We start from the raw sequence: 16,047 nt of genomic DNA on the forward strand, positions 1-16,047 counted from the left end.
AAGATAGGAATATCTGAAATCGGCTAACTAAACTTTTTGTTGAAGCCCTCCATCTGAGAATACTTTACATGAAAACACTGCATGAATATGCAGATAAATGGGCTTTTCTGGTAGAATATACGTATATTCTTACCGGAAAAGTTTGTTTTTATTGATGAGAGATGACCTGTCCGGCACCGGGGAGCAGTGTGCCCGGCTCCGGGGAGCAACATGTTCGGCTCCGGGGAGTGATTTGTCCGGCTCCGGGGAGGGCTTCGGATGCTCCTTTGATGTGCTTATTTGACTTATTAGGCAACTGGAAATGACCGTGGAGAAAATAGCATAATGAACTGTTCTTTATCTGCTTTTGATCATAAGGGTCATTACAGAGAAAAATAGTGTTTGGCGCTGATACAAAAAACAGTCAAATGCAAACTCTTTGCATTTGACTGATGCGTTTGTGATGCCTTAAATTCTATCAACCGGGGTTGGTTCCGCTATTGCGCCATAAAAAGGGTATAGAAAATACAATTTGTCAATCTGTCAGAATCTTCTTTACGCTTGTAGTATGAGCAGTTGCTACCCGGACAATGTAATTTCCCGAAGGCAGACTGAATGACGTATCCGCAGTATTTACCGCTATTTGACGGATCTTTACACCGTTATACGTATACACTTCTATACTGCTCTTTCCTGAAAGCCCGTTCACAATTACAGTATTGCCCGATGCATATACTGTAATTGTATCTTCGGACTCCTTTCCGATACCGGTTCCACTTCCATCAGCGTTTTGCTTCTCTGTGATATCGGCTACAAGGCTGTTGAGGTATACCTCCAGATTGGTGTATCCTTCCTGACTCAAAGTCGTTGCTTTTCCGTCGGTGGCATTGTTCGGGTTGAGACCATTGGCTATCTCCCATACATCGGGGATACCGTCACCATCCGTATCTTTCAGTTGGTCGGCAGTAACTCCTCCCTTACTTAAATCCGGCCAGGGACTGGAAGCTCCGGCGGGCATTACGTCGGTGGGCAGATCGATAAGGCCGGGCTTTTTGGCGGCGTCATTAGATACGCTACCTTTGTAAGTCGCCGTTCCGGTTTCTGTCTCTTTCACGATGCGCTCATCTATAATATCTCTTTCTTTGGAGCAACCGGCATAGAGCAACACTTGTTTGAATGCCTGTTCGGCGGTATGGGTAGTGATGACATCGGTTTCAAGCGGAGCATCCAGTTTCATTTCGGCTTTTACCTGATCATTGAAGGTGTTGTCGCACTCTTTATTATTGATCTGTTCATAGATACCTTTTGTCCAGTTGTCGGCAGTGACGGCTGCATTGCCCTCTATCACATTGCCGTCTACGTAGAACTGTCCCCATACATGTTCCATTGGCTTCCATACATTAGGAGTGCCGTCGGCATTGGTACAATATGCCGTAGTTCTTACGCCGATCTTGGCGATACGGTAACGTACTGCACTCTGAGGGGTTGCGGGACCTGGTTTGTAGTAGTTGTTTACGATGTTTACTTTCATACCTTCACCACCATAACATCCATTGCCTGCCCAGTTGTAGAATACATTGTTGCGCAGGTCCATATACTCCCGTTCCTGTGTTCCCGGACGCGGGCCAAGGCGGGGTACACGGCTTTCGTGGTGAGCCATCAGGTTATGATGATAAGATGCATGGGCACCTCCCCAGTTACCGCCATACCCGTGTTTCCCTTTGCTGTGTCCGGAAGTGCGCAGGCTTTCGGAGATAAGACACCATTGTACCGTTGTGTTTTCAGAACCATATACGGACAGGCATTCGTCAATAGACCAGCTGACCGAACAGTGGTCTACAATGATATTCTTTTTATCCATACCTCCCAGGCCATCCGGTTCTCCACCTGTAGCTATGCTTGCTGTTCCTACCCGGAAGCGCAGGTAACGGAGAATGACGTCATTGGCCGAGATGATAACCGGATAATCCGCCAGGCAGATTCCTTGTCCCGGGGCACTCTGTCCGGCAATGGTAATATTGTCATTAGAGATTTTCAGATCACTCTTCAGGTAGATGGTTCCAGCTACATCGAAGACAATGGTACGTGCTCCTTTCTGCTTTACAGCATAGCGCAAGGTACCTTTTGCCTCACTGTCCTCAAGAGTTGTTACGTGATAGACGTTTCCTCCCCGTCCGCCTGTTGTGTAGCGGCCATGTCCTTCGGCACCGGGAAAAGCAGGAAGCTGTTGTGCAACCAGCCGGGTAGAGACTGGCAGGCATATTAGCAGCATCAGAAGATAGATTACTTTACATGTTTTCATTTTAATATCTATTGAGTAAGTAAGAGTCTGTTTCAACTTTAGTCTATGATAAAGTTGAAACAGGCTTTTAGGCGTTAGTTTGTAACTATGATTTTCTCGTTTTCTTTGTTTCCGTCGGCCAGGATATAAGTGATAATGTATACACCTGGTTGTAATGCTGGCAGATTGATTTCATTTTTCTTGGCCTGTGGATGTGAAGAGTATACCTGTGCACCCGTTAGGCTGGTGATATACAGTGCAGTCACTTCACTGTTGGTTGCGTAAGGACGTTCGATAGAAGTACCGCCACCTCCTGCCAGGTTGTTCAGGTAGTTTTCCAGATTGGAGTAGCCATTCGCACTGATTGCGCCTCCGTCTGCGGGATTGTTCTTATCCAGCCCGTTGGCATCTTCCCAACTGTCGGGGATACCGTCGCCATCTGTATCTATAGGGGCAGATTCACCGTTCTTTGGAGTAAGATCAGGCCAGGGAGTCCAGTTTTCATCAGCATCGGCAGGTTTCAGATCGTCCTGAGAGTTGATCATACCAACAAATTTTACGGTGGGAGATGCCGGTTCTGTCTTGTTCCATTTGATAGCACCTCTGTCTACGGGTACCGATTCTCCTGCTGCTTCGGCCAGAATACGTGTGTCTACTGCGTCGAGTTTCGGCAGTTGTGCTCCGGCTTGCCTGATGACTTTATAGTAGGCTTCTTCTGCCGTTTCTATATGGAGGTCGCTGCTTGCCGAGGGGGTAGTCAGCTTTATATCGTTGATAAGGTTTGTACCCGCACGCAGATTGACTGCTTTCTTTGAGTTGCTTCCGTCTGCATAGATCCAGTTGTCGGCGTTCACCTGCGAGTGATCTCCTTTGTTCTTATCGTTTTTGTATTCATTGGTCTCAAATAAGTTTCCGTCAATAAACCATTCTCCTAACCCGGTAGCGCTGGAGGCGTCGTGAGAGCAATCGGCAAACCAGCGTTCCTGGAATGTATTGGTGGCAGGCCCCGGCTTATAGTAATTGTTGATGAGATTGGTGCGTGAATAAGCTCCTTCGATAATTGAATGCAGTTGCCCACCGTATAAAGCGCCTTTGTTTCCCCAGTTGAAGTGTACGTTGTTGATAATCTCCGTATCTACAAAAGCATCGTGTCCGCTGGCAGCTTTGTCACGGGCACCATTCACCAGCGGAGTACGGCCTACACAGTGTGCAAACAGGTTGTGATGAAACGTAGAGTGTTCGCCCCCCCATTGTGCACCGTAACCGCGTGCGCCCTTATCATGTTTGGATACATAGAGCGGTTCGCTCAGGATACACCATTGCATGGTGGTGTACTTGTTATCGTACATCGTCACGTTTTCTTCCATTGACCAGCTAAAGGAACAGTGGTCGATGATAACGTTCTCCGTATTCTCAATTCCTAATGAGGAGTAGTTTTTACCCGACAAATCACCGGCACGGAAGCGTATGTAGCGTACAATAAAGTTTTTGCTGTGAATGTAGATATTGGCTCCCGAGATACAGATACCACCACCCGGAGCAGATTGCCCCGCAATGGTTACATTGGGTTTGGGGCATTTCAACCGCTCTTTCAGGATGATTGTGCCACCTACTTTGAAAAGAATGGTTCGCGGGGTATCGTCTCCTGTACTCAGTGCCCAGCGGAGGGTTCCTTCGATGGGCTCTTCGGTTGATAGATAGTCCTCTAAGCTTGTCACATAATACACCTTGCTGCCTATGGCAGGATCTGTAGCCCGTCCGCCGGTTGCGAAGCGCCCCCAGCCTTCGGCACCCGGAAAAGCAATTTGTTGTGCACTTGCCTGTAAGCATACAGACGAAAGAGGAAGTAGCATAAGACATCCGAGTAGGGCATGCTGCCGGAGGGTTTTCCTGAGAATAATGTTCTTCATTCTATATTTGGATTAATGATTTAATATTGGCTTTCAATGATAGCGCACATTCCTCTAATCAGTGGATGTTTGCGCTAATATGCGTTTCAATTATTGCTTATCCGAATTTCTTTGCAATATTACGTGCTTTATAATGAACGCGTGTGTAATATCTGTTGTAAGTAGAGAATGACCAATATTTTCCATTCATGATCAATTATTCCACATCCCTTTGTTTGCATATTTATCGGAATCCGAAAACGTTGGTTACATTCTCTGTGTTTCGAAAGATGGAAATCTTGAAAATACAGTCTGCTACAACAAGTACCATGAAACAATCGGTCTGTTTATGTTCGCTTTTGTATCTCCTGATAGTTCGTCTTTGGGCAAAGTGTTCATTTTCGGACAATTGAATTTTTATTTAATTATCAGGAAATAAGTGATTTACTTCTTTGGCATACGATTTGACTATATTCCACTGATAAAATGCGAAATAATTAATACCATTAAATACTTAAGTTATGATAACATTGACTTCTCTTTCCAAAATCTATCGTACGAATGAGATTGAAACGGTAGCCCTTGAAAACGTGAATCTGACCGTGGCCCGTGGTGAGTTTCTTAGCATTATGGGACCTTCCGGATGTGGAAAATCTACACTACTGAACATTATGGGGTTACTTGATACGCCTTCTACCGGTACGATTGAAATTAACGGTACTCATACAGAAGGGATGAAGGATAAAGAACTGGCGGCATTTCGTAACAAGACCCTTGGGTTTGTTTTTCAGTCTTTCCATTTGATAAACTCGTTGAATGTACTGGATAATGTGGAGCTTCCGTTGCTTTATCGCCGCGTCAACAGTAGCGAGCGTAAACGTTTGGCAAAGGAAGTGCTCGAGAAAGTGGGGCTGAGTCATCGTATGAACCATTTTCCTACGCAACTTTCCGGTGGTCAGTGTCAGCGGGTAGCTGTAGCCCGTGCTATAATCGGCAATCCTGAGATTATCCTTGCGGATGAGCCTACCGGTAACCTGGACTCAAAGATGGGAGCTGAAGTCATGGAGCTTCTTCATCGTCTCAACAAAGAAGATGGACGCACCATCGTGATGGTTACTCATAATGAAGAACAAGCTAAACAGACTTCCCGTACGGTTCGCTTCTTTGATGGCAGACAAGTGCAATAGACATTATAATGATATTGAGACTTAACTAAATATTCTGCATTCTCACTTTTTATAACTTAAAGAAATCATATACGACAATGAAAACAAGTCTATCCATATTTACTATCGCACTCATGCTGGGGATTCTTTTTTCTCCTTTACGGGCACAGTCTAATAAAAAAGTGATCCGCAATGAAGCGGTTACCGACTTCTCTTCCATCCGCCTGCAGGCAGTGGGCGATATCTTTTTTACCCAGTCAGATGATTACTCTCTACGTGTTGAAGGCCCGGAGGAGTATGTGAAGAAAGTTACTGTTACAGTAAAGGATGGTAAGCTCGTCCTCAGTTATAAGCAAAAAAACAATGATTCAAAGAAGCTAAAATATTATATCTCTGCTCCGGACTTGTCTCGCGTTGACGTTGAGGGTGTTGGATCTTTCCGCTGCGAGAAGAAACTAAAACTGAAGAATCTGGAGTTGAATATGACTGGTGTTGGTTCTATAAATATAGCTGATCTGGAATGCAAAACCCTTCGTACCCGTCTTGAAGGAGTAGGAAAGGTGAATGTGCATGTAAACTGTGTTAACCTCATAGCCAATGCTGATGGTGTAGGGCATATGATTTTGTCCGGATATGCCAAAACTACTAAAATTACGAAAGACGGTATTGGTGGGGTAAATACCCGGAATCTGGAAACAGGAGAATAAGAGATAAGGAGATTTACGATTGGACGATTGACGATTTACGATTGAAGAGTTACTAAGTAAATGGTCGACTGTCTGATTAATAAAAGTAATTTCAATCGTAAATCGTCAATCGTCCAATCGTAAATCTTTTAATTTGTCTAATCGTAAATATCTTCAAGATGATTAAACTATATTTCAAACAAGCGTTGGCACAATTGCGCCAGCAACCTATTATAAGTCTGGTCAGTGTACTGGGTACGGCGCTTGCTATTTTCCTCATAATGCTGGTGGTGATGATTCAGCAGGTGAAGGTAGCCCCTTTTTCTCCGGAAAGCAACAGGGATCGTTTCCTGCACTTTGCCTTTATGAGTATCAGTAACAAGGAGTGGGGAGACGGTACCAGCAACGGGCCTATGAGCGAACAAACTGCAAAAGCTTGTTTTAAGTCACTTACCACTCCTGAGGCAGTTACTGTTTATTGTTGTGCGGCAATAACTACTCCCGCTTCTGTGCCGGGTAGTCCTGCCGTTAGTATTGACTTACGACAGACTGACAATACTTTCTGGCAGGTGTTCGATTTTGCATTTGTTGCCGGTAAGCCTTATGACCAGGCTACTTTTGATTCCGGCCGGCCTGTGGCTGTGTTGACAGAGAGTGTTTCCCGTGCTCTGTTTGGGACAACTGAGTCCGTTGGATATGAATTTCTTTTAAATCATGCTCCCTATAAAGTAGTGGGGATAGTGAAAGATGTTTCTACTTTGGCAAGTTCTTCATACGGACAAGTGTGGATCCCTTATACTTCGACAGATTTGGCCAAAGATACATGGAGTGATAGTCATATGGGAATGATGAGTGTAACGATTCTGGCACAAAGCCGGGATGACTTTGAGCGCATTCGTGAAGAGGTTAAGAAAATGCAGCAGCAGTATAATCATTTGTTGGCCGAAAGTGGTTATGAGTTAATTTATCGCAATCGTCCGTACGATCAGGAGAAGCAGGCTATAGCTTTTGCTGCCAACTGGGAGCCTGATGTAAAGGCTGCCCGCCGACAGCGAATTATTATTTTCGTTATCCTGCTGTTGGTGCCTGCCATTAACCTAAGTAGTATGACTCAAAGCCGTTTGCGTCAGCGTGTTTCTGAAATAGGTGTACGTCGTGCTTTTGGAAGTACACGTACGGAGATGATGGGGCAGATTGTAATGGAGAACCTGATAGTAACTCTGTTTGCCGGTTTGGTAGGTTTACTTTTCAGTGTATTGTTTGCCTATCTGGGAAACAGTTTACTATTTGCCCAAGCTTATAGTACTACGCTCAATCCACCCGAAGTAAATGCCTCTATCCTGCTACAACCTTCTACATTTATGTATGCTTTGCTTTTCTGTTTTATACTTAACTTCCTGAGTACCGGCCTGCCGGCATGGAAAGCGTCACGTACCAGTATTGTAAATGCTTTGGGAGGTAGAAATCATTAAACCGAATGAACGATGAATAAAAAACTATTTACACAGATAAAAAATGAGTGGCATTCCAATCTTTGGATAGCTACAGAGTTACTATTGGTAAGTGTGGTGATGTGGTATGTTGTGGATTATATCTATGTTCAGTATCGTGTGTACAACGAGCCACATGGGTTCGACATCTCTCATTGTTATCTCGTAAGCATGGGCGGACTTACAGATAAAAGTCCTGACTTTATTCCGAATGATACATTGATTGCCGATGAAATAGAAGAGTTGGTGAATCGTATCGCCCGTCGTCCGGAGGTAGAAGCTGTAAGTTTGTCCCAGAATTCTTATCCTTATAATGGAAGCAATAGCGGCATTTATGTAAGGTATGATACACTTCAATCCTACGGATACGTAGTGCGCCGTCTGGTAACTCCGGATTTCCTACGGGTATTCCGCTATGAGGGGACACGCGGAGAAACACCGGAGCAATTGGCAGAAATGCTGACTAAAGAGAACTTTCTGGCATCTGATAATCTATATGAGAGAAAATATAATATTAAATTAACCTCATTGGTAGGTAAACAGTTTTATTTGTGGGGTGATACTACGAAAACTTACAATCTGGCTGCTTCTTTGAAACCGATACGCTACTCGGATCACGATCAGGCTTTATTCTCCTACTGTATGCTTTATCAGTTATCGAGGAGTTGGTATGATACTCATTTAGAAGTATGTATACGTGTAAAGGAAAATCAGGATGTAGACTTTATCAATCGTCTTAAAGCTGACAGTGAGAAGCAGTTGCGTGTGGGAAATGTTTTCATAGCCGATATTCGTTCTTTTGCAGACATTCGCCGCAATTTTGAACAGAGCTCTATGAGTGAGTTGCGTAATTATGTTTCTGGTATGGTTTTTCTGCTACTGAATATCTTTCTGGGATTGTTGGGTACCTTCTGGTTCCGTACGCAACAACGCCGGAGTGAGATTGCTTTGCACAAGGCATTGGGAGGAACAAACCGTACCATCTTTAATCGTCTGCTGACAGAAGGATTGCTGCTGCTTGTGATAGCTACTGTACCTGCCATTGTTATCGACTGGAATTTGGCGCATGCCGAACTGAACTCATGGATGAATGGTACTACCCTTGAAACCGGACGTTTCATAATTACCACAGTTCTTACATTTGTTCTCATTACCTTAATGATTGTGACCGGTATTGGTATTCCGGCGCGTAAAGCGATGAAGATACAGCCGGCAGAGGCACTGAGGGAAGAATAAAGGGATTTACGATTGGACGATTGACAATTTACGATTAAAGTTACTGAATAAATTGTTTAATCGTCTGATTCCCCTTCCTATAACTGAAAGTAATCCCAATTGTAAAATCGTCAATCGTCTAATCGTCAATTATTTCATGTTTAAACAACATTTCAAACAAGCCTTTCATTTGCTGCTGGAGAATAAGCTGCTCTCTGCAATCAGTATTGCCGGTACGGCACTCGCTATTTCAGTGGTGATGGTGATTATCATTTTGTTGCACGCTAAGACAACAAATTATGAACCGGAAACAAACCGTGATCGTACGTTGTATGTGAAATGGTCCAGTGTTTATGAAAAAGAGAATAAAGATGCACGTAATTATAGCCGGGTATCTCTCTATGATATACAACAACTATTTTATCCGCTGACAACTGCAGAAGCAGTAACAGCTATTTGTGAATATGGACGTATGTTGGCTGCTGTTCCGGGTGGAGGAGAGGAGATTAATTGTCAGTCACTTTATACCGATGCTGCCTTCTGGCGTGTATTTGAATTTGGGTTTCTTGCCGGAAAACCCTATGATGAGGCTGCTTTTAAGTCCGGATTGAAACAAACCGTCATATGTGAAAGTGTAGCCCGCCGTTTGTTTGGTGGAGTAGAAGAAGCTGTGGGACGTCGTCTGGAACTAAACTTTGTAGAGTTCACTATTTGCGGGGTAGTACGCGATGTGAGCAAGTTTGCTGAGCAGAGCTACTCTGAAATATGGGTACCTTATACTACTAATAGTGATATTAGCCGCATTGATCTTTCGGGATGGACAAAGGGGCATACAGGCGGTTTTCAGTGTTTTATTCTGGCACATTCCTCTGCCGATTTTCCTGAGATACTCAAAGAAGTAGACGTGAACTTGGCTAAGCTGAATAGTAATGATCAGGAGATGCAACTGGATTTATTGGGACAGCCCGATACTTTTTTCGTTCAGATGCTTCATAAGTATGCAAATGGTGGTGTTCCGGGGCAGGAGGTCATAATCCGCTATATTATTATTGTGATTGTCATTCTGCTTGTTCCCGCCATTAATTTGTCAGGACTGACACAGAGCCGGATGCGTAAACGTCTTTCGGAGATTGGAGTACGAAAAGCTTTCGGGGCTACCCGTTCGGGATTGCTCTGGCAAGTTCTTACCGAGAATTTGCTACTTACGCTGATCGGGGGATTAGTAGGATTGTTGTTCTCTTATTTTGCTCTTTGGCTACTGGCAGACTGGTTGTTGGCATCTGAGTTGTCGGATGGTGGAACGGCAACAATGAATGCTTCTATGATAAGTCCGTGGATATTCTTTGTGGCACTTCTTTTCTGTCTGGTTCTCAACTTACTTTCTGCAGGGATTCCGGCAGAGCGGGTGGCTCGTACAACCATTGTCAATGCATTAAATGAAAGGTAATCAATATGTTCAAGCACATCTTTACAATAATATGGAACAATCGGCGGCATAATGGATGGTTGATAGCCGGGTTGTTTGTTATTTCCACTTGCATGTGGTATGCGGTAGATTACGTTTATGTTATTACCGTTAATCAAACCCGTCCTTTGGGATTTAACTGGCACAATGTATATGCTCTCAATATTGGTGTACTCACTCCCGAAAGTGCAAAATTTCTTTCGGACAGTCGTCATACAAAGAATGCTACGGATGATTTCTATGCATTCATAGATCGTTTGGAACACCATCCGGCGGTGGAATCTGTTTGCTATACAAACATGCATAAACACTATGTCTGGATGAACCAAACAGCTTCACTTGTGCATGATACAATTACCTGCAATAGTTACATGCGTGGCGTTAGTTCGGATTATTTCCGGGTATTCGGAGTGAAAGGAGCAGATGGGAGTTCTCCGGAACAATTGTCTGGAAAAGCAAATTTTACGGATATTATTATAACGGATAATCTGGCCCGGAGACTTTTCCCGGATCGTCCTGCTGTGGGCGAATGGGTAAAGAATAATTTGAACGGAGACAGCGTACGTATAGCGGCTGTTTGTGAAAACCAAAAATACAATGAGTTTACCGCTCATCAGTCGGCTACTTATATTCCGTTGATTTACACGAAAAAATATCCTTTCTATTATCTGGATGCTCCTTATTTAGGTGTTTATATCCGGGTACGTCCTGATTCCGACGGAGAAGATTTTATTCGTAAGTTTCGTAAAGAGATGCGCGAACAATTGATGATAGGAAATTTCTATCTTGGAGATATGCGCCCGATGAGCGATTATAGAAATATACAGTTGAAGGAGCCTCGCAATGATTTGTATACCTATCTTTCAGTGGCTGTATTCTTTTTAATGAATGCTTTTCTTGCTGTGCTGGGCACTTTTTGGTTCCGTACCCAACAACGCCGTTCGGAACTGGGGTTACGTGTAGCATTAGGCAGTACCAGGGTAAGTCTGCGTAAACTCCTTTTAGGTGAAGGGTTGATTTTATTGACTTTAGCGTTTATTCCGGCAATAATCGTGGGAGCTAATTTAGGTTTTGCGGAAATTGTTTCCGATTATCCTGTAGAGTTTACGTTACTTCGCTTTCTGGCAGGTATGTCCGTTACCTATATCTTGTTGGCTATTACCGTATTTATAGCTGTCTGGCTCCCTGCCCGGCAGGCAATGGGTATCCAACCGGCGGAAGCTTTGCATGAAGAGTGAAAATTAAATTATATATCTGCGTTGCTTTCAAGATAATAGCGTATATTTGTGCGCACAATCGTGAAACAACGCAGTATTTAATTCTATGACTCAACGATTTTATAACACACTTTTATTCCTGTTATTTACAGTATTTCTACCGATAGCTGCTGCCGGACAGAATTATAATGTCCTTTTTATACAATCTTATACTAATCAGACTCCCTGGCATAGTGAACTGACCCGTGGACTTCGTGATGGTTTTGGTGAAGAAAAGCTGAAGGTTAATATTGTTACCGAGTATCTGGATGCTGATTATTGGGCGTATCGTTCCGAGAAACTTATTATGAGCCGTATCTGTGAACGGGCAAGAAAACGCGGAGTAGACTTGATTGTAACGTCAAGTGATGAGGCTTTTCATACACTGTTTGCTTGTGGTGATTCTTTGCCACGTCAGATTCCGGTTGTTTTTTATGGCATTAAATATCCGGATGAAGCCTTGATGACTACTTTACCTAATATTTGCGGTTTCACTTCTAATCCCGATTTTTTTCTTTTACTGGAACAGGCCAATAAGGTATTTCCTGAACGTAAGGAGGTTGTTTGTGTGAATGATAACAGCTTTTTAAGTTTGAAAGGGAAAGAAGATTTTATGAATGAATGGGGACAGTTTGTAAAGCGCCACCCTGATTATAAATTACAGACCTACAATGTGCAAACCGGAACTACCAATAGCATTATATCTTCTGTATGTTATCCACGCAATAGTCATGGACGTATTGTGGTAGTACCTAAGTGGTCTCCTTTTATGGCATTTATTGGCAAGAATTCTAAAGCACCTTTCTTTTCCTGTCAGAGTTTGGCATTGACTAACGGAGTTTTTTGTGCTTATGATGCTGATCCGTATGCTTCTTCGCGAATGGCGGGTGTAAGGGCAGCTAAGGTGTTGAAAGGAACTTCTCCTGCTGATTTGGGGATTACTGAAAGTCCGATTGATTTCTACTATGATTATAAGCAGCTCGATTTTTTTCATGTGGCAAAAGATCGGGTGAAACCGGGGATTATACTTAATGAGCCTCATTGGGAGAAGTATAAATTCTTTTTCATCTTGCTTTATGCTTCTATACTTGGGCTATTGGTGTTTATTGTTGTTTGGCTGATACGTGCTAACCGTCGGGAGGCACGTCGAAGAATGCATGCACAGACCCGTCTTTTGGTGCAGAACCGTTTGGTGGCCCAACGTGATGAGTTTGATAATATTTTCCATTCTATTCGCGAAGGAGTAATAACGTATGATGCTGATTTTCGTATTCATTTCACTAATCTTTCTTTACTACGTATGTTACATCTTCCGGTGGATGTTACTGTCCGGCCTTACGAAGGATTACCTGCCGGTTCTATCTTCAAAATATATTCTAATGGTAAGAATGTATTGCACGAGATGCTGAAAGAGGTAATTAAAGAAGGTAAAAGCTGCATAATTCCTTCCAACTCTTTTATGCAGGAAGTACATAGTGGCAATTACTTTCCGATTTCCGGAGAGATGGTTCCTATTCATTCACGTGGAGAGATTACCGGCGTTGCCCTTTCCTGCCACAATGTGTCTGATGAAGAGATGCGGAAACGTTTTTTTGACCTGGCAATAGAGGATAGTTCTATCTATCCGTGGCAATTCAATATTCGTACCAATATTTTTACTTTTCCCCAGGGGGTCCTTCAGCAGTTTGGCTTTGATGAATCGGTGACGACCATTACGCGTGAGGGTATGGAGGAAATGGTACATCCGGAAGAGCTGGGACACATACGTTCTTTATTTGATGCCGCTCTTACAGGAAGGAATCAGAATACCCGGATGAGCTTCCGTCAGCGTAATGCAGATGGACATTATGAGTGGTGGGAATATCGTACTTCCGTACTTAGTGGATTGACATCAGATGAGCCTTATAGTATTCTTGGTGTTTGTCAGAGTATTCAGCGTTATAAAAGTACAGAGGAAGAGTTGACCATAGCCCGCGATAAGGCATTACAGGCTGATAAGCTCAAATCGGCCTTCCTTGCCAATATGAGTCACGAAATTCGTACGCCTTTGAATGCTATTGTCGGTTTCTCCGACTTGCTGAGTGATACGAGTGCTTTCACAGAAGAAGAGGTTTCACAGTTTATTGCTACAATCAATAAGAACTGTAGTCTGTTGTTGGCATTAATCAATGATATTCTTGACTTGTCCCGTATTGAGTCGGGGACGATGGACTTCCAGTTTGCCCGTCATAGTCTTCCTTTACTGTTGAAGAATGTGCATGACTCCCAGCAATTGAACATGCCACCGGGAGTAGAACTTAAGCTTGAAATCCCGGCAGGTAGTAAGAAGTATATGGTGACAGATAATGTACGCTTGCAACAAGTAGTGAATAATCTTATAAACAATGCTGCTAAGTTTACAATAAGCGGATCGATTACTGTGGGATATGCTGAAGATGAACCCGGCTATACTTCTTTATTTGTGGAAGACACCGGTAAAGGAATTTCTCAGGACGGGTTGGACCATATTTTCGAACGTTTCTATAAAGTGGATAATTTCACGCAGGGAGCCGGATTAGGGCTTAGTATTTGTCAGACAATCGTGATGCGGCTTAATGGAACGATCCGTGTTACATCTGAGGTAGGAAAGGGTACACGTTTTACTGTGCGTATTCCGGACGTTTGTGAATAATAAGGTGTTAAAAGGCGTTCATTTGTGTACAAAGTGTTCGTTTTCGGACACTTGTCGAATGAATTAATTGTCGGAGAATTAGTAACTTATCTTTTTGGCACGTCGTTTGACTTCTTAAATCGTAGAAAATAATACTTTTATGAGAAAGAAGAATATACTGCTTGTTTTAGCGACTTTTGCCTTTTCGCAAATACTTACGGCACAGAATGAACGGGAAATAACTCTTAATGAGGCTATTGCTTTGGCACGTACTCAATCCGTAGATGCGGCGGTGGCCTTGAATGAACTGAAAACAGCCTATTGGGAATATCGTACTTTTCGTGCCGATCTCCTGCCGGAAGTGAATCTGACAGGAACATTGCCCAACTATAAAAAATCCTACAGCTCTTATCAAAATTCGGATGGCACTTACGGGTTTGTCCGTAACAATTATCTGGAGTTATCCGGTGACTTGTCCATTGACCAGAATATATGGCTGACAGGTGGTAAACTCTCTCTTTCAACTTCATTGGATTATATCAGGCAGTTCGGGGGAAATGGGAAAGAACAATTCATGTCCGTACCGATCAACCTGGAACTGACCCAGCCTATTTTTGGCGTGAATAAGCTGAAGTGGAACCGTCGTATAGAACCCGTACGCTATGAAGAGGCAAAAGCTGCTTTTATCTCTGCCACAGAGGAAGTGACACGCAAAACCATTACTTACTTTTTTCAGTTGCTGTTGGCAAAGGAAACATTGGCTACTGCCCGGCAGAATGAACTGAATGCCGAACATCTGTATAAAGTAGCCGGAGCCAAGCGTGAGATGGGGCAGATATCAGAAAATGAGTTGTTACAACTGAAACTTTCTGCTCTGAATGCCAAGGCTGCTACTACAGAAGCAGTGAGTAATCTGAATGCCAATATGTTCCAGCTTCGTGCTTTTTTGGGAATGGATGAGAATACAAAACTGGAACCGGTGGTTCCCGAATCGGCGCCGGACATACGAATGGAATATAACGAAGTGCTTAGCAAAGCTTTGGAGCGTAACTCTTTTGCACAAAACATCCGTCGCCGGCAGCTTGAGTCGGACTATGCAGTAGCTACCGCACGTGGCGATCTGCGTAGTGTAGATCTTTTTGCCAGCGTGGGTTATACGGGGCTCGACAAAGAGTTTACCTCTGCCTACAATCATCTGCTCGACAATCAGATCGTACAGGTGGGGGTGAAGATACCTATTCTGGATTGGGGAAAGCGTCGTGGCAAGGTACGTGTGGCGAAGAGTAATCGTGAAGTAGTACTTTCTAAAATTCGTCAGGAACAGATGAACTTCAATCAGGATATCTTTTTGCTTGTGGAGCACTTCAATAATCAGGCACAACAGCTAAGCATAGCCAAAGAAGCGGATATTATTGCTCAGCAGCGTTATAAAACCAGTATTGAGACTTTCCTGATAGGCAAAATCAATACGCTCGACTTGAATGATGCACAGAATTCAAAAGACCAGGCACGGCAGAAACATATATCAGAACTGTATAATTATTGGTCTTATTTCTATCAGATTCGTAGCCTTACCCTTTGGGATTTCGAGAGAGATACGGAACTGGAAGTAGACTTTGAGGAAGTGATTAATGATTAATCATGCGAATCAATAGTCGAAACTCCATTCTAAACTTAATCAGTTTCTATCTGAATAACGTCTGTCGTTACCATCTATCTCTTTCTCCGGTATTGATAAAGCTCCCTCTCGTAGAGTAATGTATGGTGCCTCGGTGTGTAACGTTGTTTTAGATGTACATGTAAAACAGTACGACATGTACATGTGGAGCAGTACGACATGTGCATCTCATACAGCTTTACATGTACATGTAAAACAAGACTCTGCACCGGGAAACAGGGCCGACGCATTAAAATGCGCTGTCCTGTAAAAGTGTTGACAGGTATTTTTCATCCCATCCTGCTTTCAGCCT

The 16,047-nt window shown here is 43.3% G+C and carries 10 protein-coding genes; 8 read left to right on the forward strand and 2 right to left on the reverse strand.

Going from position 1 to position 16,047, the window contains the following annotated elements; genetic code table 11:
- Nucleotides 1-514: 514 nt before the first annotated feature.
- Nucleotides 515-2,251: a T9SS type A sorting domain-containing protein gene (locus tag ACESQI_RS02820; RefSeq protein ID WP_195660844.1), complete on the reverse strand. Its 1,737-nt coding sequence runs from the start codon at nt 2,249-2,251 to the stop codon at nt 515-517.
- Nucleotides 2,252-2,355: 104 nt separating this feature from the next.
- Nucleotides 2,356-4,170, reverse strand: a complete 1,815-nt coding sequence (locus ACESQI_RS02825) for a T9SS type A sorting domain-containing protein (RefSeq protein WP_195660799.1) — start codon at nt 4,168-4,170, stop codon at nt 2,356-2,358.
- Between the two features lie 500 nt (nt 4,171-4,670).
- Between ACESQI_RS02825 and ACESQI_RS02830 the strand changes: the two genes are divergently transcribed.
- The 8 genes from ACESQI_RS02830 (at nt 4,671) to ACESQI_RS02865 (ending at nt 15,716) form a co-directional block, all read left to right on the forward strand.
- Nucleotides 4,671-5,336 (forward strand): ABC transporter ATP-binding protein, encoded by a 666-nt coding sequence (locus tag ACESQI_RS02830; protein ID WP_002561385.1) that lies wholly within the window; start codon nt 4,671-4,673, stop codon nt 5,334-5,336.
- Nucleotides 5,337-5,413: 77 nt separating this feature from the next.
- On the forward strand, nt 5,414-6,022 hold the full coding sequence (locus ACESQI_RS02835) for a GIN domain-containing protein (RefSeq protein WP_025867204.1): 609 nt from the start codon (nt 5,414-5,416) through the stop codon (nt 6,020-6,022).
- A gap of 158 nt (nt 6,023-6,180) precedes the next feature.
- The gene (locus ACESQI_RS02840) at nt 6,181-7,473 is read left to right on the forward strand and encodes an ABC transporter permease (RefSeq protein WP_002561387.1); all 1,293 of its coding nucleotides are present in this window, start codon (nt 6,181-6,183) and stop codon (nt 7,471-7,473) included.
- A gap of 12 nt (nt 7,474-7,485) precedes the next feature.
- Nucleotides 7,486-8,727: an ABC transporter permease gene (locus tag ACESQI_RS02845; protein ID WP_002561388.1), complete on the forward strand. Its 1,242-nt coding sequence runs from the start codon at nt 7,486-7,488 to the stop codon at nt 8,725-8,727.
- 136 nt (nt 8,728-8,863) lie between these two features.
- Nucleotides 8,864-10,153: an ABC transporter permease gene (locus ACESQI_RS02850; RefSeq protein WP_373125407.1), complete on the forward strand. Its 1,290-nt coding sequence runs from the start codon at nt 8,864-8,866 to the stop codon at nt 10,151-10,153.
- A 5-nt stretch (nt 10,154-10,158) separates the two neighbouring features.
- Complete coding sequence (locus ACESQI_RS02855) at nt 10,159-11,409, forward strand: ABC transporter permease (protein WP_007486579.1); 1,251 nt, start codon at nt 10,159-10,161, stop codon at nt 11,407-11,409.
- Nucleotides 11,410-11,494: 85 nt separating this feature from the next.
- Complete coding sequence (locus ACESQI_RS02860; protein ID WP_373125408.1) at nt 11,495-14,098, forward strand: ATP-binding protein; 2,604 nt, start codon at nt 11,495-11,497, stop codon at nt 14,096-14,098.
- Between the two features lie 139 nt (nt 14,099-14,237).
- Nucleotides 14,238-15,716 (forward strand): TolC family protein, encoded by a 1,479-nt coding sequence (locus ACESQI_RS02865; RefSeq protein WP_002561392.1) that lies wholly within the window; start codon nt 14,238-14,240, stop codon nt 15,714-15,716.
- Nucleotides 15,717-16,047: the final 331 nt, after the last annotated feature.

It is taken from the genome of Bacteroides sp. HPS0048 (genome assembly GCF_964240755.1).
In the GTDB taxonomy this organism is placed as follows: domain Bacteria; phylum Bacteroidota; class Bacteroidia; order Bacteroidales; family Bacteroidaceae; genus Bacteroides; species Bacteroides nordii.

Bases quoted from the DNA above. Each gene is read 5' to 3' on its own strand.
- ACESQI_RS02820 (WP_195660844.1), bottom strand. From the start codon at position 2,251: ATGCTGCTAATATGCCTGCCAGTCTCTACCCGGCTGGTTGCACAACAG.
- ACESQI_RS02825 (WP_195660799.1), bottom strand. From the start codon at position 4,170: ATGAAGAACATTATTCTCAGGAAAACCCTCCGGCAGCATGCCCTACTC.
- ACESQI_RS02830 (WP_002561385.1), top strand. From the start codon at position 4,671: ATGATAACATTGACTTCTCTTTCCAAAATCTATCGTACGAATGAGATT.
- ACESQI_RS02835 (WP_025867204.1), top strand. From the start codon at position 5,414: ATGAAAACAAGTCTATCCATATTTACTATCGCACTCATGCTGGGGATT.
- ACESQI_RS02840 (WP_002561387.1), top strand. From the start codon at position 6,181: ATGATTAAACTATATTTCAAACAAGCGTTGGCACAATTGCGCCAGCAA.
- ACESQI_RS02845 (WP_002561388.1), top strand. From the start codon at position 7,486: ATGAATAAAAAACTATTTACACAGATAAAAAATGAGTGGCATTCCAAT.
- ACESQI_RS02850 (WP_373125407.1), top strand. From the start codon at position 8,864: ATGTTTAAACAACATTTCAAACAAGCCTTTCATTTGCTGCTGGAGAAT.
- ACESQI_RS02855 (WP_007486579.1), top strand. From the start codon at position 10,159: ATGTTCAAGCACATCTTTACAATAATATGGAACAATCGGCGGCATAAT.
- ACESQI_RS02860 (WP_373125408.1), top strand. From the start codon at position 11,495: ATGACTCAACGATTTTATAACACACTTTTATTCCTGTTATTTACAGTA.
- ACESQI_RS02865 (WP_002561392.1), top strand. From the start codon at position 14,238: ATGAGAAAGAAGAATATACTGCTTGTTTTAGCGACTTTTGCCTTTTCG.